This is a genomic window from Paenibacillus sp. p3-SID1389, from assembly GCF_025151705.1.
Classification (GTDB): Bacteria; Bacillota; Bacilli; order Paenibacillales; family Paenibacillaceae; genus Fontibacillus; species Fontibacillus phoenicis.
The window spans coordinates 126,924-147,677 of record NZ_JALXVO010000001.1; the positions used below are offsets into that span (position 1 = coordinate 126,924).

General features: G+C 54.3%; 15 protein-coding genes. 10 read left to right on the forward strand and 5 right to left on the reverse strand.

Features of this window, described 5'->3' with window-relative positions:
* Positions 1-13 precede the first annotated feature (13 nt).
* The 3 genes from xylF (at position 14) to M3G15_RS00550 (ending at position 4,087) form a co-directional block, all read left to right on the forward strand.
* Positions 14-1,267: a D-xylose ABC transporter substrate-binding protein gene (gene xylF / locus M3G15_RS00540; RefSeq protein ID WP_260069765.1), complete on the forward strand. Its 1,254-nt coding sequence runs from the start codon at positions 14-16 to the stop codon at positions 1,265-1,267.
* A 112-nt stretch (positions 1,268-1,379) separates the two neighbouring features.
* On the forward strand, positions 1,380-2,891 hold the full coding sequence (locus tag M3G15_RS00545) for a xylose ABC transporter ATP-binding protein (RefSeq protein WP_260069766.1): 1,512 nt from the start codon (positions 1,380-1,382) through the stop codon (positions 2,889-2,891).
* A 2-nt stretch (positions 2,892-2,893) separates the two neighbouring features.
* Complete coding sequence (locus M3G15_RS00550; protein ID WP_009224642.1) at positions 2,894-4,087, forward strand: sugar ABC transporter permease; 1,194 nt, start codon at positions 2,894-2,896, stop codon at positions 4,085-4,087.
* A gap of 127 nt (positions 4,088-4,214) precedes the next feature.
* Here the strand turns inward: M3G15_RS00550 and M3G15_RS00555 are convergent, their stop codons facing one another.
* From M3G15_RS00555 to M3G15_RS00570, 4 genes are all read right to left on the reverse strand, one after another.
* A complete protein-coding gene (locus M3G15_RS00555) occupies positions 4,215-5,435 on the reverse strand; it encodes a phosphodiester glycosidase family protein (protein WP_260069806.1) in 1,221 nt (406 codons plus the stop codon).
* 647 nt (positions 5,436-6,082) lie between these two features.
* Entirely contained in the window at positions 6,083-7,699 is a 1,617-nt protein-coding gene (glgP, locus tag M3G15_RS00560; protein ID WP_009224644.1) for an alpha-glucan family phosphorylase, read from the reverse strand.
* 175 nt (positions 7,700-7,874) lie between these two features.
* The gene (locus M3G15_RS00565; protein WP_009224645.1) at positions 7,875-8,468 is read right to left on the reverse strand and encodes an SLOG family protein; all 594 of its coding nucleotides are present in this window, start codon (positions 8,466-8,468) and stop codon (positions 7,875-7,877) included.
* A 528-nt stretch (positions 8,469-8,996) separates the two neighbouring features.
* Complete coding sequence (locus M3G15_RS00570) at positions 8,997-9,509, reverse strand: hypothetical protein (protein WP_009224646.1); 513 nt, start codon at positions 9,507-9,509, stop codon at positions 8,997-8,999.
* A gap of 157 nt (positions 9,510-9,666) precedes the next feature.
* On the opposite strand from M3G15_RS00570, the gene M3G15_RS00575 reads away from it, so the two are divergent.
* A complete protein-coding gene (locus M3G15_RS00575; protein ID WP_009224647.1) occupies positions 9,667-10,653 on the forward strand; it encodes a Gfo/Idh/MocA family protein in 987 nt (328 codons plus the stop codon).
* Positions 10,654-10,675: 22 nt separating this feature from the next.
* A complete protein-coding gene (locus M3G15_RS00580; protein ID WP_260069767.1) occupies positions 10,676-11,845 on the forward strand; it encodes an SEC-C metal-binding domain-containing protein in 1,170 nt (389 codons plus the stop codon).
* 76 nt (positions 11,846-11,921) lie between these two features.
* On the opposite strand, the gene M3G15_RS00585 is transcribed toward M3G15_RS00580, so the two are convergent.
* Positions 11,922-14,228, reverse strand: a complete 2,307-nt coding sequence (locus M3G15_RS00585) for a helix-turn-helix domain-containing protein (protein WP_009224649.1) — start codon at positions 14,226-14,228, stop codon at positions 11,922-11,924.
* Positions 14,229-14,586: 358 nt separating this feature from the next.
* Here M3G15_RS00585 and M3G15_RS00590 point away from each other — a divergent pair, with 358 nt between their 5' ends.
* Genes M3G15_RS00590 through M3G15_RS00610 form a run of 5 tightly spaced genes read left to right on the forward strand, consistent with a single transcriptional unit; the run spans position 14,587 to position 20,750 of the window.
* Positions 14,587-15,549: an ABC transporter permease gene (locus tag M3G15_RS00590; protein ID WP_009224650.1), complete on the forward strand. Its 963-nt coding sequence runs from the start codon at positions 14,587-14,589 to the stop codon at positions 15,547-15,549.
* 18 nt (positions 15,550-15,567) lie between these two features.
* Positions 15,568-16,473, forward strand: a complete 906-nt coding sequence (locus M3G15_RS00595) for a carbohydrate ABC transporter permease (RefSeq protein ID WP_009224651.1) — start codon at positions 15,568-15,570, stop codon at positions 16,471-16,473.
* Between the two features lie 41 nt (positions 16,474-16,514).
* The gene (locus M3G15_RS00600; RefSeq protein ID WP_009224652.1) at positions 16,515-18,164 is read left to right on the forward strand and encodes an extracellular solute-binding protein; all 1,650 of its coding nucleotides are present in this window, start codon (positions 16,515-16,517) and stop codon (positions 18,162-18,164) included.
* A gap of 60 nt (positions 18,165-18,224) precedes the next feature.
* The gene (locus M3G15_RS00605) at positions 18,225-19,664 is read left to right on the forward strand and encodes an alpha-L-fucosidase (RefSeq protein ID WP_260069768.1); all 1,440 of its coding nucleotides are present in this window, start codon (positions 18,225-18,227) and stop codon (positions 19,662-19,664) included.
* A gap of 39 nt (positions 19,665-19,703) precedes the next feature.
* Entirely contained in the window at positions 19,704-20,750 is a 1,047-nt protein-coding gene (locus M3G15_RS00610; protein ID WP_260069769.1) for a carbohydrate-binding family 9-like protein, read from the forward strand.
* The last annotated feature ends 4 nt before the right edge of the window (positions 20,751-20,754 follow it).

The window sequence follows — 20,754 nt, forward strand, 5'->3', positions numbered from 1 at the left end:
GAAAGCGTTCGGTTTGAAAGCATTTACATCCGATGGCAAAGGAATGCAGAACAAGCGCAAACAAGTGCAGGCTTTGACCGAACCGAAGCGCGAGGAGCGATGCTACGATATTTTTGTAAGCGGAATCATCAAACGATTATTTAAAAGAAGGGGCGTAGGCGTAGTGAAAAAACATAGTCATTTTGTACGGTTAAGCTTGGCAGCCATTTTGTTAGCTTCCACCCTGGCAGGCTGCGGGGTTGTTTCGGACGGCAGCGCCAACAGCGGGAACACAAAGAACAATGCAGAGAGCGCGGCTGGAGGCAAGGACGACGGGAAAATCGTCATCGGCATGTCGATGGACACCCTGAAGGAAGAACGGTGGCAGAAGGACCGGGATTTATTCACCGCCAAAGTCGAAGAGCTCGGGGGCGAAGTGAAGGTGCTTGCGGCGAACGGTGACGACGCAACGCAGTTGAGCCAGGCGGAGCAACTGATTTCGCAAGGCGTTGACGTGTTGGTGGTCATCGCACACAACGCCGAAGCAACCGCACCCATCGTGGAAAAAGCGCACAAAGAAGGCATCAAGGTCATCGCGTATGACCGTTTGATCAGAAACTCGGACGTTGACTATTACATCTCCTTCGATAACGTTCGGGTCGGCGAACTTCAAGCCCGCGCTGTAATTGAAGCGGCACCAAAGGGCAACATCGTTTACATCGGCGGTGCGGACACCGATAACAACGCGCACATGTTCAAGGAAGGCGCGATGAACGTGCTGAAGCCGCTGGAGGAGAAAGGCGACATCAAGATCGTATATGACCAGTTCTCCAAGGACTGGAAGCCGGAAGAAGCACTGAAGAATATGGAGAATGCGCTGACCGCCAATAACAATGACATTCAGGGCGTGGTCGCTGCAAATGACGGCACGGCCGGCGGGGTAATCCAAGCGTTAAACGCACAAGGTATGGCCGGCAAAATCCCGGTATCCGGGCAGGACGCGGACTTGGCCGCAGTCCAACGGATCGCCGAAGGTACGCAGCTGATGACCGTCTACAAACCGATTAAATCGATTGCCATCACCGCTGCGGAAATGGCAGTTGCGGCCGCCAAAGGCGAGGAAGTAAAAGCGGACAAAACCGTCAACAACGGCAAAATTGACGTGCCTTCCGTGCTGCTGGATCCAATTCCGCTCAACAAGGATAGCCTGAACGTCGTGATTGAAGACGGGTTCCACAAGCTGGAGGACGTGTACAAAAACGTACCAAAGGATCAATGGCCGAAGTAATGCGAACCGGACATCGGTAAGGGCGGAAGCGGCGAAAACCAGGGAGCGTTCGGCGCCTCCTTGGTTTCGCGCTTTTCGCCGATCCTTAGGCGAATGAAGGAGAGCTAAGCCTATGTATGTATTGGAAATGGTGAATATCAGCAAGGAGTTTCCCGGCGTGAAAGCCCTTGACCGCGTGAACTTCCAAGTGCGTAAAGGGGAAATCCACGCGCTCTGCGGCGAGAACGGAGCGGGTAAATCAACGCTGATGAAGGTGCTGAGCGGCTTGTACCCAGCCGGCACCTACAGCGGGGACATCGTCATCGGCGGCGAGAAGAAGCAGTTCCACAACATTGCCGATGCAGAAAAAGCCGGCATCGCCATCATTCACCAGGAGCTGGCGCTCGTGAAGGAGATGACGGTGGGCGAGAATATTTTCCTTGGGGCGGAACCAACCAAACGCGGCGTGATTCAGTGGGATGAGCTGTATCATAACGCGGCGCAGTGGCTGAAGCGGGTTGGGCTGAATATTTCTCCGGATACGAAAATCGGCAGTCTCGGCATCGGCCAGCAGCAGCTGGTGGAGATCGCCAAGGCGTTGTCCAAGCATACGCAGATTTTGATTCTGGATGAACCTACGGCCGCTTTAACGGAAAGTGAAGTGGCGATCCTGATGGACATCTTGAATCAGCTGCGCAGCGAAGGGGTGTCTTGCGTTTATATTTCGCACAAGATGCCGGAGGTGTTTGCTCTGGCCGACTCGATTACGGTGCTTCGCGACGGTCGCACGATAGCGACGCTGGATCGCAAGGAAACGAATGATGACCAGGTCGTGTCGATGATGGTCGGACGGGAGCTGACGGAACGGTACCCACGGGTGGAGCATCGCCCATCGGATACTGTGCTGGAGGTTCGGAACTATAACGTGTGGCATCCGGAGAAGCGGAATCAGAGGGTGATTAAGGATGTCAGCTTCCGGGTGCGCAAAGGGGAAATCCTCGGCATCGCGGGGTTGATGGGGGCCGGCCGGACCGAGCTGGTCAGCAGCCTGTTTGGCGCATACGGCGGTAAGGCGACGGGGGAGATCTTCGTAGAAGGCAATCCAGTGCGGATTCGCTCCGTCTCCGACGCCATCCGCGCCGGACTCGCCCTCGTCAGCGAGGATCGCAAGCGTCAAGGGCTCGTCATGGGGATGGACGTCAAGACGAATACAACGCTGGCGACGTTGGCTAAGGTCTCGAAGTTAAGCGTGATTAACGATAATGAGGAAATCCGCTGGGGTCTGAAATATGTGCAGGATTTAAAGACGAAAACCGCGTCGTTGGAAACCCCTGTCGGCACATTGTCCGGCGGGAACCAGCAGAAGGTTGTTATCGGCAAATGGCTGATGTCTGACCCGAAAATTCTCATCATGGACGAACCAACCCGCGGCATTGATGTCGGGGCGAAATACGAGATTTATCATCTTATGAATCAGCTGGTCGACCAGGGCGTGGCCATCATCATGATCTCTTCGGAGCTTCCAGAGGTGCTCGGGATGAGTGACCGAATTCTGGTGATGAGCGAAGGCAAATTTGTCCGGGAGTTCGACTGGCGCGAAGCGACCCAAGAAAATATCATGCAAGCCGCTACGGGAGGGAAATAAACATGGAGCTTCAAAAGGAACTAGGTAAACAAACGGATGGGGCCGCCTTAAAGCCGACGCTGTGGGGCAGCCTGTTCGGCAAAATGGACGTGCGGGCCTACACGATGGTGGGCGCACTGGTGTTGATCTGGGTGCTGTTTGGCCTGCTGGACCCGACTTTTTTGACGGCGCGGAACTTATCCAACCTGTTTACGCAAATGTCGGTGACGTCGATTTTGGCGATTGGGATGGTCTTGGTGATCGTCGCCGGGCATATTGACTTGTCGGTGGGTTCCATCGTGGGGTTGACCGGCGGGCTTGCCGCGATTTTCAGCAACTGGCTGGGGCTGCCGGCGATTGTGGTGATCCTCGCTACGCTGGCAGCTGGCGCGATCTTAGGCTTGCTGCAGGGCTGGTTGGTCGCCTACAAAATGATCCCCGCCTTTATCGTCACGCTGGGGGGCATGATGGTCTTTCGCGGCACGCTGATGGGCGTGACCAAATCGATGACGATCCCGGTCTCCGATAAAGTGCTGGCGCTGCTGGGTAACGCGTATTTTGCCTCGGGATTCGGCATCATCCTTGGGATATTGGCCATTGGCCTGATTGTGTGGAGCACGCTGCGCAAACGTCGTTCCCGGCAGAAATACGGCTTTGAGGTGGCGCCATTTGCAGTGGACGTGATCAAGATGGCCGCGCTCTCCCTGCTGGTCGTCGCTTTCGTGCTCGTGATGAATGCCTACAAGGGCATTCCGTTCCCGATCATCTTCGTTATCGCGCTGGCGGCCATTTTCTACTTCCTGTCCACCAAAACAACCTTCGGCCGGCACATTTATGCGATCGGCGGCAACCTGGAAGCGGCCCGGCTGTCCGGCATCAATATCCGCCGCAAGACGATGATCGTCTTCCTGCTCAGCGGGTTGCTGGCGTCCATCGCGTCGATTGTCTTGACGTCGCGCCTCGCTTCGGCGACGATCACCGCCGGGAACATGGCGGAAATGGACGCGATCGCGGCTTGCGTCATCGGCGGGACATCGCTGATGGGCGGTGCGGGTACGGTGCTGGGCGCCTTAATTGGAGCGCTCGTCATGACCTCGCTCGACAATGGGATGTCGTTGATGGGGCTGGAGTCGTTCTGGCAATACGTGGTGAAGGGCTCGATCCTCGTCTTTGCGGTTTGGCTCGACATTTCGAATCGGCGTAAAGGGTTGAGATAAGAGGGTGATGTAAAAAGACGGCACTTCTTTGGAGCTTGTCCCTGCGGGGTGAACTCCTTGGAAGTGCCGTTTTGATTGTTGATGGTCTTACGTTGGTTGGTCGCTTCGTTGCTGTTGACTTTCTTGCTTATTGGTAGGTGACGATCAGCGCATTGCTGATTTTGCGGCCCGGTTGGGTCAGGTATTTCCCGTTATAATACAGGCCGCTGGAGGCGCCGCCGTCGAGGTTCATCGCTTGGTACGCGCCGGCTTGCTTCATGATTTCCGCGAGCTGCGGAATCGTGGCGCCGCCGGTGGTCAGCAGGATCAGCTTATGGTCGCGCGTGAGGCCTAAGGCGCTGCGGGCACCGCCGCCGGTGAGAATTTTCGGGTCCTTGAAGCCCTCCGCTTTGACGTCAACGGCTACTTTGCCATTGACCACAAGGCGCGGCCCGGCTTGAAGCGCTCCCTCCATCGTGCCTGCGTTAAAGGCATCGTTGAAGTCATCGCCGGGGATCAACCGCGCCAGCAGGTTGGAGTCATAGGTGAAGATGGTGCGCTTGTCGCCGGAAGCTTTCATCTTCAACTCGCCGCCGCTGACGATATAGCCGTAAGGAGCTTTGTAGGCGTTATCTGTATAAGCGTTGAAGAACGTGCCGTTGATGGCAACGACAGCCTTATGGCGCTTGGCGAGGCTGCTCAGTTCCTCGACCTTGCCGACCGCGTCGCCAGCGAGCGCCACCTTCAGGCGGACTTTGGGATCCATCAACGAGATGGTGACCATCTGCGTGGAGAAGGAACGTCCGCCCACTTTAAACGTCTTGCGCGCGCTGACGATCGCTTTTGAGGCGCCGGCGCTGGTGAGCGCGCTGCGGCTTGTATACGGCAGGGTCAAGCGGGCATCGCCTTGACCCAGGGTAACTGAGCCGGCGGTTTTGTCCCATTCCGCCGGCAAATTGAACGTGGCGCTGACGAATTGCAGCGGCACGTAGGTCGCGCCGGCCTGGGGGAACGGCGCGTCGGCTAGGGTGGTCGGCTCGCCGTTAACCTCGGCCTTGGCGGAGCCGACCTTCAGGATCGCGGACGTGGCTTCGCCCTGCGCGATCGTCAACTGCTGCCGGGCTGCATCCCACTGAACCTGGATACCGTTCAGTCCGTTTAAGGCCCGGCTGGGCACAAAGGCATGTCCGCTGGAAGCGTCCAGCAGGACGACGTTTTTGGCAGGCGCCGCCGTCGCCGTGCCTGCGGCGGAGGCGGGAGCGGGGGCAGAGGCCCAACTGATGCCGCCGGAGATGAGGCAGACCAGGGCGAGCCCTAGAAGCAGCAGGCGTTTCGCAAAGGCGCGATAGAATATGCTCGTTTTGTTCATCAAGTTGGTTTCTCCTTTTATGTATATTGGGAATCGCTTCTTTAGGTAATATCGGAAATGTATTCGATTTTTCATATACAAAAGGGTGCCAACGACGAAAAAAATTGGAATATATTCGGTTTTTCATATAGATTTCGATCAATTCTCTCGAAACTGGGCAAATATATATGAAATTTCATATACATTCCCTTAAAACCGCAGAAAACGCTGAAATGTATTCGATTTTTCGCATACATTTGGTGCGGAAGGGAAGTGGAGATGAACTACATTGTGTGGAAGGTGAGTGTGGGCGCACCCATACCAATAAACAACGGTTCGAAGGGGAAGTTGAGCTGCATCGACACCAAATAAATAACGATAAAATAACGATGCGAGGAGGGGAGCCGCATCCATACCAGTAAATAACGGTTTGGAGGAGATAAACAACGGTGTAAGAGGGGAAGTCACATCCACACCAAAAAACGGTGCAAGTGCAACCCCTCACACTGCGTTGCAGCTTTATCCGCCGCATTCACAATCACACCTCATTCACCACCGCTCTCGCCAAGCTCACCATCCGCCGCATCCACCGCGTTCGCCAAGCTCACCATCCGTCGTATTCACCGCTATTGTCACGTTCACCACTGCTTTCGCCGCATCCACCGCTTTCACCGCATATACAGCTTCCGGTAATACTCCTCCAGCATCCGCTTGGTTGAGAATGCCTCGCGGGTGGTTTCGATGCTGCGCTGCATCATCTGCACCCAGCGGGGGCGATCCTCGTAGTAGGCCGGCACGACCCGGTTGAGCAGCGTGTCGTAGAGCGCTGCGCTGTCATGCCGGTCCAGCTCGTCCGGGTCGGCCGACTCGAAGCCGTCGCCGATCTGCCAGCCGTTCTCGCCGTCCAGGCAGGCCTCCGGCCACCAGCCGTCGAGGATCGAGCAGTTCAGCACGCCGTTGACGGCGGCTTTCATCCCCGAGGTGCCGCTCGCTTCCAGCGGCCGGCGCGGGTTGTTCAGCCAAACGTCCGCGCCGCGGGTCAGCTTGGCGCCGATCGTCATGTCGTAGTTTTCCAGAAACACGACGCTGCCAGGATATCGCTTCATCATCGCGACCAGGTTGCTGACGATCCGCTTGCCAGTTTCGTCATTCGGATGGGCTTTACCGGAGAACACAAGCTGGATCCGTCCGGATTCAAGGTAAGGTGCGATTAGGTCCGGACGGGAAAAGATCAGGTCGCTGCGCTTATACGGCGCAGCCCGGCGCGAGAACCCGATCAGCAGCCGCTCCGGATTCAGCTCCACTCCCGACCGCTCGCGGATCAACCCGATCAGCTCGCGCTTCAACTCCATATGGACGGCCCATACATCGCCGCCCTCGTCATAAGCGCGGAGCATCCGCGGGTCGGCCCACGTCGGCAGGTGGATCGCGTTGGTGATCCCGATGATCTCCGCGCGCCCGGCCACGTCCTTCCACATGCGGTTTGCGGTCTCCGCATGCAGCGCAGCCACGGCGTTGGCGCGGCGCGCCAGCCGCAGACCGGCGACGGTCATGTTAAACGGGTTGCCGCCAATCCGCTCCATCTGATCGCGGCTTAACCCGTTAAAGGCGGACATCGCCTCCAGCAAATCCAGCCCATGGGCTTCGTTGCCTTCCTTGACCGGCGTATGGGTCGTGAACACGACCGTTTCGCGGGTATTCCGCCAAGCGGATTCGAAGGTCAGCCCGGCCTGCATTTTTTCGCGGATCAGCTCCGTGGCGGCCAGGGCGGCATGCCCCTCGTTGAAATGGTACACCTCTACCGGGATGTTCAGCGCGCGCAGCGCCTTTACGCCCCCGATGCCCAGCACGATTTCCTGGGCGATCCGCTCCTCGCCGAAGCCGCCGCCGTATAAGCGAGCGGTAATCCAGCCGTTCTCGCTGCCCGGGAGGTCGGTATCAAGCAAATAAAGTGGATTATTGCCAAACTGTTCGGTTTTCCATACTTTGCAAGGAACCTCGGTATTTTTGATCGTCACCGTGACGGTGATGCCGGTGTCCTCAAGAAACTCGTATTCGTGATCGGTAAACATATCGTAGGGCCGTCCATCCTCGCCGATCCGCTGATCGGTATATCCTTGCTTCCACTTGATGCCAACTCCGACGAGCGGAGCGCCGATATCTTTGGCCCCTTTGATAAAATCACCGGCGAGGACGCCAAGTCCTCCCGCATACATTTTAAAATCGGAATGAAGACCGTACTCCATGCTGAAATAAGCAACGGTAGGGAGCTGCCTTTCGCCCATGGGAATACCTCCTTTGCTATGCAAACGTCATGCTGCACTGAAAGCGATTTACGCTATTAGTGTAGTCCGGAGGCGGGCGGAAGGTGACTGAAGGGGGATTGGCCCGTGAGAGCGGGGAGAGAGAGGCAGCGGGGAAAAGGGGGATTACTGCGTTAACACCCGGGAAGAAATTCGCTTAAGCCGGGCCATATTCATCCGGGCGGATGTCGCTGTCAACGTAAGCCCGCTCCTGTTCTTCGCTAGCGATTGCTTGAATTTCTTCGGAACCGATGTTGATGTAGACGTAACCGTCCTGGGCTTGCTTCTTTAAGGCACGTTCCTTAAAATATTTCGGGCTTGCCTCGCCCGACTCCTCGTCATAGACGAGCAGAATACCATCGGTCTTCCGGAATAGCAGCTCGTCCCGGCCCGCAAACTGCCAAGGGCCGAGGTAAGGATCTTTGCTCGCTGCAGCATAATGGTCGACCTGGCGAAGAATTTGCGAATAGTAGTCTTTTTTCTCATCGCTCCATTTCTCTTCTTGACGGCTGTAGGCGGTGATGATCGAGCATTTCAGCTGGGGGTACCGCTTCCTCAACTCAAACACAGCTTCGCAAGCCCACAGATCCACGCCGTATTGGCCGGGGGTAATGACCCACTCTAACCCTTCTTCCAACAAGGGGATGAGGCGATGGGTGATCGCTTGACGGATATAGGGAATGCCTGGGTGCTTCTGGTTGTAAATACCGAGCTCATGGGCGCGGTAACCGGTGACGAGCAGATTTTTCAAGTTGATAACTCCTTAGCTTCAGTTGTTCCTAGGGCCGATCGCGGCCACGTAACGTATTATACCTTGCTATCCCTTCCCGGCAAAAACAAAAATACCGCCTCGCGCAGGAGGAAGACCTCACCGGCTTGGCGGTAGATGTGCTTAAATCAAGAAGTTGTGATAGCCATTTGACATGGCTCTTACGCGGGATCAGGCAGATCGCCCAAGCCCATGGCAGCGGTTACAAAAAACGCGACCCATTAACCGTGAATCGAGAGTAGGGTAAATACCGTGTAGAACACTGCGTAAAAAACACCCAGCCCAACAATCCATAGAAAAGCGTTGCCTTTCAATTTCTCCGGTTGCCACATGAGGACTCGCTCCTTTACGTTTCACTGGACTTACAAATGTGAACAAATTGTGTCTGATTTAATTATTGAACATTTTGTGTCAAAAATCAAACAATTTATTGAACGAATTCAAACTTTTTTTGAAATCAACAAAAAACCATGCCCCGTAAGGCATGGTCGGTCGCTCGAGTTTCAGTTATTATCCTTTAAATGGGGAAAAGCCTTCCTCCGCCAAATACTCTCCGGCTTCCTCGCGGGTTTCGAAGGCCATCTCCAGGCTTAATCCGGAGTAGATATACCACAAATCATCCTCGTATTTGAGCGTCAGCTTCTCGCCTTTGGCATTTGCCCACACACCCCCGGTTGAGGTGTTCTGCAGGGAAGCGTCTTTCGATCCGGAGTTCACAGAGGGTGAAACGCTGTCTTCGTCCTTCCGGACGGACAAAGCGGTAATTGACGCCTTGACCAGGCGGCGCAGCTCGGGCTCCGCCATGTCCCGAATATTCACGAATCCTTTGGCATCGGTCTCATAACCGTCCAGCAGCCCGGCGTAAACAAACCCGTTCCCGTTGGGGTGCAGGTGGTAGACGACGGTCTTTTTATCATAAACGCTGCCTTCATAGTGGAAATTTACCCGGCCCAGCGATACGTTTCTTTGTTCCAGCTCAGGGAATGATTTGAAGATTTCCAGTTTCTGCTCAAATGTCAGCATGCAGCCCAACCTCTCAAATGGCGAAATTGCGGGGGCTTGTCCTTCCCGCGTCTATTGATTATAGCATATCGGACGCTCCAATTCGTTCCGTTTCCCCATCGGCGGGTTAACAGTTATAATGAATGGAAGATGAATCGAGCAAAGGAGGAAGGAACGAATGGGAGAGGCGACGATCAAGTGGGGAATTTTAGCGGCTGGGGGAATTGCCGAATCGTTTGCGGGGGATTTGGCGCATGCGAGCAACGGCGAAGCCTATGCCATCGGTTCGAGAAATCTGGAGAAGGCCAAGGCGTTTGCTGAGAAATTTGGGATTCCTAAAGCGTATGGAAGCTATGAGGAACTGGTCGCCGACCCGGAAGTCGATGCCGTCTATGTAGCTACACCGCATCCTTACCATAAGGAAAATGTGATGATGGCACTGCGTGCGGGAAAGGCTGTCTTATGCGAGAAGCCGTTTACGGTCAATGCCGCCGAATTGGAGGAACTGGTAGCCTATGCCCGCGAACACAAGCTGTTCCTGATGGAAGCGATGTGGACGCGGTTCCTGCCAGTCATCCGCCGGGTGCGGGAATGGCTGGCGGCCGGACGGATCGGCGAAGTGCGCATGGTGAAAGCGGACTTTGGCTTCCGCGCCGGCTGGGATCCGGCCGGGAGGCTGCTTAACCCCGAGCTTGGCGGCGGGGCGCTGCTGGACGCCGGCATCTACCCGGTTTCGTTTGCGTCGATGGTGCTGGGGCCGCACCCGCAAAGCATCCAAAGTACGGCGCATATCGGGGAAACCGGGGTCGATGAGCACTTCTCCGTATTGTTGACCTATGAAAATGGGGCTGTCGCTTCCTTAAACGGCGCCGTGCGGTTGGCGATCGGCAACGATGCTTATATTCATGGAACGAACGGCAAGATATACATTCCCGGGTTCCTTAACGCGACCACGGCCACGTTGTATATCGATGGGGAAGAGCCTGAGACCGTGACCGATGATCGGACCTTTAAAGGTTACACCTATGAGGCGGAAGCCGTCGGTCTGGCCCTGAATGCCGGGTTGACCGAAAGCAGCGACATTTCGCTCGATGAATCGCTGGCTATCCTGCGCTTGATGGATCAGATTCGCGGGCAATGGGGGCTGAAATATCCGTTTGAATGAAATGAAGAAGGAGTAGTTTTACATGACTGATCAGACGAACCAACTGCTAGAGGAGAACAATATTAAGCATGCGATGATTGGCGAGGTGATGCATCGGCTGTCGGACATCTTGCCCAGCCTGACCAAGACCAGGCTGGCGGCGTTAGCCGCCGTTTATAGCATCCCTGGCCGCTCCAAGATGAAGAAGGAGGAGCTGGCCGCCGCCGTTCAAGCAAGCATTGAGAATCCCGAATCGCTGGAGGTTGCTTTACGAAATAGCAGACCGAAGGAATGGGAGCTGTTCGCCTCGCTGCTTTACGGTTCCTATCAACCAAGCAACGCGACACCTTTCGGATACTACTATTATTTCCTGGATCGCGGCTTGCTGTTTACTTTTTTCACTGATAACCAGTTGCACCTGGTGATTCCGGACGAAGTGAAGGCAGCCTTCCGGAAGCTGGATCAACCGGCTTTCCGGCAAGCGCTGGAACGAAGCCACCGGCTCTACAATTACTTGATGGCCGCGATTAATCTGTATGGAATCATCGCGCCAGCGAAGCTTACGGAAATCTATAACGCGCAGAACAGCCATGCATCCATCACAGAAGAGGAATTGCTGCAACAGCTGAACCAATTTTTACTCCGGACGGATCAGTATTTTGAGCTTCGTCAGGGCTATATCGCCTCCTTGGACATGGAAGACAAAGAATTTGACGAGCTCAAGGGCAAAGTGCAAGGGAAACCTTACTACGTGCCGGAGGCGCAGGAACTGCTTAAATATGCGGATCAAGACTACTTTGAGATGACTCCGCAACTGACGGCGTTGCGGGAGTTTGTGACGAAGGAGTTTCATTTGGATGCGGAAAGCGCGGAGTATTTAGTAGACGACATTCAACTCGGCTGCTCGATGGAAGCTTCCTTGCAGGATCTGCTCTACGAATTCGAACGTCGGGACCTGAACTTCTCGTCGCAGAAGCAGGCACAGCAAGCGGTAGCCCTCATTGGCGACGTATACGATCACACCCGGATGTGGTCCAATGTCGGACACACGTTGGACGAGCTGCGCCGGATGCAGGACAATTCCGGAAGCTCGCAAGCGAGACCTTCCATTCGCGGGCATATCGTTAAGCAAGCCCGGTCGAACAAGATCGGCCGCAACGAACCTTGCCCTTGCGGAAGCGGTTTGAAGTACAAGAAATGCTGTGGAAAATAAACCAAAGCATCAATTCTAAAAGGCTGCCTAAGCACTCAAGCTTAGGCAGCCTTCTTCTCATTCTGGAACCACCGTCTTATCCGACATCGGCCGAGTCCGAAATCGGTGGATTGCTGGATTCCACCTGGGAGTACAGTTTGCGATACTGGCCCGGAGTTAAACCGGTTTCCTTCTTAAACTTACGGATGAAGTTAGGCGTGTCGAGGTAGCCGACCCGCTGAATAATGTCCTTCAGTGGATCGTTGGTGGACGTCAGATCGTTCATCACCGCCATCATCCGTTTTTGCCAGATGTATTGAACGAAATTGATTCCCATCTGATCTTTGAAGGAGCGGCTGAAATGGGACACCGAAATCGAATATTTGCAGGAGATTGCTTCCAGACTTAACGAGTGATCCATATAATTGCTGTCGATGTAGGCGATAATTCGGTCCATCAGGGAATGCTCTTCCTTGCGTTCGTTATGCAGCGCCAACTCGCAGATCCGCGAAGCAAGGCCAAGGAAATGGCGCTCCAGCTCCTGCAGGGAATTAAACGCATCGGAACTTGGGATTTCGTAGGTCCAATCGCGAATATCCATCTCCATTCCCGTTCGCAGAATTGTATTCAAGATGTCAAAGCTAATGCAGCGCTTCATCTCGACGGATAGCTCCGGATTTTGCAACACCTTCATCGATTCGCCGATCGTTTGGGCGGCCACTTCGTAGCTGCCTTGCTTTAAGCTTTGGGACAGCTTCAGCAACTCGTTCTTAGGCACCCAGGACGTTTCTCCCGGCGCATGGGACAGCTTCTCGAAGAAGGTGATGCTGCCATGCCCGGTAAACATCCGCGATTCAAACGCCGAGCAAGCCTCAATAAACGATTGGTTCAGTTGATCAGGATCGCTGTAATAAGTACCTACACCGATAACCGGGTCGATCCGGAACTGCTCCAGCAGATTGTCGTGGATGCGGTGGACGATCCGGCGGAACTGGTCGGGTCCGGACCAGGAGTCGACCTTGTCAAAGCCAACGATCAGAGCGATTTGTCCGGGTTTAGGCAGCTCCACGCTGTAAAGGCACGCGCCATATTCAGGAATTTCCGCCGCGGCCAGCCGCCCGATCATCGCCTGCCAATCGTGGGTGTTCAGCCGGCTCTTCGCCGCTTCATCCCGGCCGATTACCATGGCGAAATAATGCGCTTTGTTCAGGTTGATCTCCAGCGAGCTTAACAGCTCTGGCATCAGGCTGCGGGCGTTTCCGTATTTCAGCAACATCAATAGAAAATGATTGCGTGCATACGGCTCCTGCAGATCGGCGCGCGAGCTGTATTCCTGCAGCGCCGTACGGATGCGGTCCAGCTCGTTGCCGGTTTTGTGCGGTTTGGCAGCCAGTACGCCGGGCTTCGATTTGGAATCGGCAAACTTGACGAGGTCAAGAATCGGATGAAGCTGACGCCGCGCCAAGATCAGAGCCGCCAAGGTTCCGACGACGGTCAGCACAGCCAGCAGCAGAATCATTAGGCTGCGCAGATGCATCACGCTGTCAAGGAACTGCGAGCTGGGCATCAAGGTGACGTATTCCCAGCCGTTGGTCTCTGACTTGACCGAAACCACGGAATGCGATACCCCGCCTATCTCGATGCTGTGGATTCCTGTTGAAAGCGCAACCAATTGTTGTAAGTCCGATCCCTGAAGCGATTGTTCTTGATTGTTCTTGGAAGCCATGACACGACCGTGGTTATCGAAAATATAAGAAGATCCTTCATAGTTGCCAAGAATTGTATCGATCAGTCGGGTTAATTCCGATTTTGGGATCAAGTACATTAATGTCCCGTGCGGGTTCGGGTTGTTAGGTGTAATCGGAACGAGATAAGCCAAGACCGAATGCTGTATCGTTCCGTTCTGGTTCAGCATCTCGGTGGAGTGAATGACAGGAAACTTGACGGAATTCAGTTCCTCAACCAGTGTAGAGCCTTCCCAGTTCAGAAAATGATAACGTTCGTGAAACACGTCCAGACTTGTCATCCCGGCGGTGGAATAAATCCTCTCATCGCCATGGAAGTAAAGGAACATTTCCCCGATGATTGGGCTGGTCGCCTTGTAATTTTTGAGCGCATTGATCGCCTCTAAGCTGTAATACGGATCATGCACGCGATAACGGGCCAGTTGATCGTCATAAGCAACCCGCGAAGCGATATCGCTGAGCTGCTTAACATGGCTGTCCACGATCGTCTTGGCCTGCGTTAACTGGTTCAAATGGGATTGTTCAATTTCGGAGCGGAGATTGCGGACCGCGCTGTTATAGATGAAGACCGATAACAATGCAAGTGGAACCAGTAGCATGAACAAGTAAGACCAGGTGTATTTTTGAAAAAGCTTAGACTTAAAGTAATTCAGCTTCACGTTACGTCTGCCCCCTCGCCCGCTCTATTTTATTTTTTTATATAAAATGTAAAGGAGTTTGCCGGATAACGCAAGGGAGGAAAGTAGCGGAAGCGGGTGGTAAAAACATGTTATTTTTGCTTGCCAGCGCTTGTTCTCTGGCTTTATTCGGCTTAGATCGCGGCATGAACCGTAAAAAAATACACATTTCCTCCATTTGTTCAGGACAACTAAGTGTTAAGTTTATTTACATGAAAAGATATGAAAATCAATCAATTTGTTAAAATTGCCACGGCGTTTTGTTATCTCGAAGCAAAATGACATATTTACGAAGGCCTGGCGGCCCCATTACACTTCAGAAAAAAAGGAGGAGTCGCCGATGCAGAAAAGCGCACCAACCGCGATCGACACCAGGCCTATAACCCCAATCGCTACCAAAAGTAAACTTAGGACAAAAATCCTCCGGAATTGGCAATTGTACATTTTTATCGCACCTGCATTATTAAGTATTTTGATCTTTAGCTACGTGCCGATGTACGGGATTCAAATCGCTTTTAAAAACTTTATTCCCGTGAACGGAATTTTGGGCAGTCCATGGGTTGGCTTCGATCACTTTGTTCGTTTCTTTAATTCTTATTATTTCTGGGATCTGCTATGGAACACGCTGGGGATCAGCTTATACGGGCTGGCCGTAGGGTTCCCGCTCCCGATTATCCTGGCCTTGGCTTTCAACGAGGTGAAGGACGGCTTCTTTAAACGTACGGTTCAGACCGTAACCTATGCACCGCACTTTATTTCGATGGTCGTAATGGCGGGGATGATCATTACGTTCCTGACGCCTTCAACAGGGATGATCGTGAACTTGATTGAAGCGTTTGGCATCAAGGCTCCTGACTTCTTGTCCGATCCTCGCTGGTTCAAAACGGTGTATGTGCTGTCTGACGTATGGCAAGGAACCGGATGGGGCACGATCATTTATTTGGCCGCATTAACCGGGGTTGATCCGGGTCTTCATGAAGCGGCTATTTTGGATGGGGCCTCGCGTATGCAGCGGATTCGGTACATCAATATTCCGGCGATTCTGCCCACGATTACCATCCTGATGATTCTGAATATGGGCAGTCTGCTGGGCGTTGGGTTCGAGAAGATCCTGCTGCTGCAAAACCCGCTGAACATGGAATCCTCCGACGTCATCTCGACGTTCGTCTACCGGTCAGGCTTGCTGGATGCGCAGTACAGCTTCTCCACGGCGGTTGGCTTGTTCAACTCGGTTGTTAACGCGATATTGCTTGTCACCGTCAATCAGATCGTTCGGCGCGTCAGTGAAAACAGCCTATGGTAGAAGAAAGGAGTGGGGCATGTGGTATCGGCAATTAAGGAAACTCGGCGGGATCGCATTTTTCTAGCATGCAACTATGCGTTTTTGTTTCTGGCGCTGGTCATCGTCGCATATCCGATTATTTACATCATTAGCGCCTCTGTCAGTACCCCGAAATACGTCTCTTCCGGGGAAATGTGGTTATGGCCGATGGGCCTTACCTTCGAAGGGTATGAACGGGTGTTCCGGGATCCGCAAATCTGGACCGGCTACGGGAACACCATTCTCTATACCGTTGTAGGGACGCTGGTGAATCTGGCGGTGACAATCCCGGCCGCCTATGCGCTTAGCCGCAAAGACTTTGTTGGGCGGAACCTGTTTATGGGGATCTTTATGGTAACGATGTTCTTCAGCGGTGGTTTGGTCCCGACCTATTTGCTCATTAAGGATTTGGGCATGGTCAACACGATGTGGGCTTTGATCCTACCGGGGGCCACCTCCGTTTGGAATCTTATCGTTTGCCGGACGTTTTTTCAGTCCAACATCCCAAAGGAGCTCCAGGAGGCCGCAGAAATCGATGGCTGCAGCAACTTCCGGCTATTTTTCCAAATTGTGCTGCCCTTGTCGACTTCGATTATCGCGGTAATGGCTCTGTTCTTCGGGGTAGGTCACTGGAACAGCTACTTTTCAGCCATGATTTATCTGAATGACGATGCGAAATATCCGCTGCAGCTTGTGCTACGGCAAATTCTTGTCCTGCAGGAGATGTCGGCGCAAACCGGTTCGATCGACGCCGCTACCGCAACTGCCTTAAATAACCGGGCGGAAGTGGCCGCGCTGGTCAAATATGCGGTGATTATTGTAGCGACGCTGCCGGTCATTGTGGTGTATCCTTTCCTGCAACGTTATTTCGTGCAAGGTGTCATGATCGGTTCCGTTAAGGGATGATCTTGCCATACATTCAAAATATTCAAAAGGAGGATTCATTCATGCAGAAGCTGAAAAGACGGGGAGCATTAGCCTTAAGCTTGCTCCTGCTGGCCTCGTTGCTGGCAGCCTGCGGTTCGTCCGGCAATTCGGGCAACACGGCAAGTAATTCGGGAAATGGGGCGAATTCGGGAACGAACGCATCCAATTCCGAACAAGCTGGTGAAGTGAAGGGCGTTAAGAAAGAGGGATTCCCCATCGTCGATGAGCCGCTTACGCTGACGATGTTTGCGCCCGATGCCGGGATGGCTGATTGGAGCACGATGCCCGTAGTCCAAGAGATGGAGAAGCTGTCGGGGATCAAAGTGGAGTTCCAAACGGCTCCTATCGATAGCTTCAGTACGAAGAAAAACCTGGTGTTCGCCAGCGGTGACCTGCCAGATGCACTGTACGCAGCGGACATTACCCCTGCTGAGCAAGTCACCTATGGCAGCCAAGGGATTCTGATTCCTCTGGAGGATCTGATTGACAACTACGCTCCTAACTTGAAGAAGATCCTCGACGAGAACCCAGATATTCGTAAGAACATCACGACGACGGATGGGCATATTTATGCCCTGCCGTTCATCGATACCGCAGCGGTATGGTATCGCGGTCCGATGTGGTATAACGGCAAGTTCTTGAAGGCGTTAAACGCCGAAGAGCCAAAGACCACGGAAGAGCTCTACACCTATCTGAAACGGGTGAAGGAAGAGGATCCGAACGGGAACGGCAAAGCCGACGAAATCCCGCTCTCGTCCGTGAAGCTGGACGATCTGCGGATGTTCTTCTTCGGGTTCTGGGGGATGTATGACACGACCATCTATGCCGATAAGGACGGCAAAGTGCATTATGCGCCGCAAGAAGAAGGTTATAAAGGGTATTTGACCTTTATGAACCGCCTGTGGAAGGAAGAGTTGCTGGATCACGAGACGTTCTCGCAAACCGATGACCAGAAGAAGGCAAAAGGGAAAAATAACCAAATCGCCTTGTTCAGCGATTATCATCCCTATTTCACGCTCGGCGGGGAACCAAGTGATGAGCATCCGCTGATGACGCCGGTGGCGAGTGAAATTGCCGGTACGCCGGTTTACGGCAAGCATCCGGGCATGTCGGCCAACGGGACCTTCGCCATTACGAAGAGCAACCCGAATCCGGCAGCGACGATGCGTTGGATCGATTATCAATACAGCTATGAAGGTGCAACCTTGTGGACGCAAGGTCCGGAAGGACTGTTGTGGCAGTACAAGGACAAAGAGAACAAAGTGAAGGAATGGCTGCCGGTGCCGGATGGCAAAGACCGTGAGGAGTATCGCGGAACGATTACACCAAACTACGGTATTTTGACGCCGGGGGTCAACCTGAGCGAATTGACGAACGGCTTGAAGACAGAATTTGACGAATGGATTGAACAGCAAACCCAAGAGAAGCTGGCTCCGATCGGCAAACCGCCGTTCCCGAACGCCTTCCTGACGACCGATGAGCAATCCGAGGTGTCTGCGTTGCTGTCTGACCTGAATACGTATGTGACGCAAATGGAAGCGAAGTTCGTTACCGGCCAGGAATCGCTTGATAACTGGGATAAATATGTCAGCCAGCTGAAGAAAATGGGCAGCGATCGCATTGCCGAAGTATACCAAGCCGCTTATGACCGTTGGAATCAAGGCAGCTAAGGCAGCTAAGGTAGCTAATACGAACAAATAAATCTATCGGACCGAGATAAGGAGGCATCCATGAGCGAGAAGGAAATCGCGTATCAGGAGCCGTCGGCCGAGCCGCAGAAGGCGCCCTCCGAGGCGCCTTTTGCAGCTGAACCGGCAGTGGAGCAAGGCGTGCACAATTACAGCAGTGAACGGAACTGGGTGAAACCGGAAGATCCGTTCATCCTCGAGCGGCTGGAATGGTTCCAGGATCAGAAGCTGGGCCTGATGATGCACTGGGGGCCATACTCCCAGCTTGGCCTGGTGGAGTCCTGGGCGCTGAGCGATGAGGACGGGGACTGGTCCCGGAACGACATTGACTGGATCGATGACATGGAACAGTTTAAGCAGGAATATTTTGATTTGAATCGTACGTTTCATCCGATCCGCTTTCAGCCCGAATTATGGGCGAAAGCTGCAGCTGATGGCGGGTTCAAGTATTTAACGTTTACGACCAAGCATCATGACGGATTTTGTATGTGGGATACCCATACCACCAACTACCGGATCACCGGGCCGGATTGTCCGTTCCATATGCACCGTTATGCGGATATTTGTCGGGTGCTGTTCGATGCGTTCCGCGCCGAAGGATTGGCGATCTCCGCCTATTTCTCCAAAGCGGACTGGCATACGCCGTATTACTGGGCGCCGGGCATGGAACGGGGCCGCAGAATGTGGCGCGGACCTTCGTACGATCCGAAGCAGTACCCTTGGCTGTGGGAGCAGTTTGTTCAGTTTACCCATGCGCAAATCATGGAGCTGATGACGCGGTATGGCCGCATCGATATGCTGTGGCTGGACGCCGGGTGGGTGAATGCCCGCCGCGGTCAGGACATTCGTCTCGGCGAAGTGGTGGAGAAGGCGCGGCAAATCCAACCTTGGTTGTTGACCGCGGACCGGACGGTCGGCGGGCCGTACGAGAACCTGATCACCCCCGAGCAAACTGTGCCGGAGCGGCCGCTCACCGTCCCTTGGGAGAGCTGCATCACCATGGGGCATTCGTTCTCGTTCAGCTATAACGACAGCTATAAGTCCGTCCGCGAACTGGTGCATCTGCTCGTCGAAATCGTCGCCAAAGGCGGCAATCTTGCGTTAAACGTCGGGCCGCAGCCGGACGGGAGGCTGCCCAAGCCGGCGTTGGAGCGGATGAAAGGGTTAGGCGAGTGGCTGAAGGTGTACGGGGAAGCGATCTACGGGACACGGATCTGCGAGCCGTATGCTTCCGGGAACATTTACTTCACCCGCAAGGGAGAGACAAGATACGCCTTGATGCTGGTGCAAGAGGACACCGAGGCAATTCCGGAGGAAGTGCTTCTGCCGCTATCCGCTTCCGGCATCATCCGGATCGACCTGGTCGGCGGCGCCGAAGCCTTGGACTTCCGACCGTCTTCCGAAGGCGGGGTGGCGGTGCGCCTGCCCGACGCCGCGCGGCAAGGGGAGACGCCGATCGCGATCGTGCTGCGCATCCGCTAGGCAGTCTTTACTTAAGTCAGGAAGGGAGAGAGAACAACGGTGAATTACAGCGAGGTGCCTGAACCTTCAATCGAATATGCGCCCAAAACCTATGTCTGCAAGCGGGCCGCCGGGCCGCTTGTCCTGGACGGGCGGATCGACAAGCCGTTCTGGGATGCCGCGGCATGGACCGACGACTTCGTGGATATCGAAGGCGATGTGCGGCCCAAGCCAAGCAAACGGACGCGGGCGAAAATGCTGTGGGATGATGAATACTTCTACGTGGCGGCCGAAATGGAGGAGGACGAAATTTGGGCGACGCTGACGGAGCGGGATTCGGTGATTTTCCATGACAACGACTTTGAAATCTTTATCGATCCAGATGGCGACAGCCACCTATATTATGAATTTGAAATCAACGCGCTGAATACGGTATGGGATTTGCTGTTAGTCAAGCCATACCGGGACGGCGGACCGCCGGTGAATGGCTGGGATATTAATGGGTTGCGCACGGCGGTAGATATCGATGGGAAGTTAAACGATCCGACTGCAAAAAATCGACGGTGGAGCGTGGAGGTGGCCCTCCCGTGGGCCGCGCTGCGCGAATGCGCGCCGGAGGGGCGTCCGCCGCTGCCGGGCGAGTTCTGGCGGGTGAATTTTTCCCGGGTAGAATGGCGTGTGGAGGTGCAAGACGGCCGCTACGTCAAGCAAATCAATCCTGAGACCGGGAAGCCTTATCCCGAGGACAACTGGGTATGGTCCCCGCAAGGAGTCATCAACATGCATTATCCCGAGCTGTGGGGTTATGTAGTCTTTGCGGACGAGGGAGCCGATACGGGCGGCGGATCCGCCGGTTTCCCGCTGCCGCAGGACGAATATATCAAATGGGAGCTGCGCCGACTGTATTATCGCCAGCGGAACTATTATGCCCGTCATGGCCGATTTACGGCGGAGCTTACGGAGCTCGTCAGCGCGGAAGAAAGGGATTCGCTACGCATTCATCCGACGGTCGAGGCCGCGAGAAGAAGATTTGAGATTTCCGCGCCAGCTTCGGACGGCAAGGGAATCTATTATATCCGGGAAGACGGAAAACTGTGGAAGGAGTGAGCGT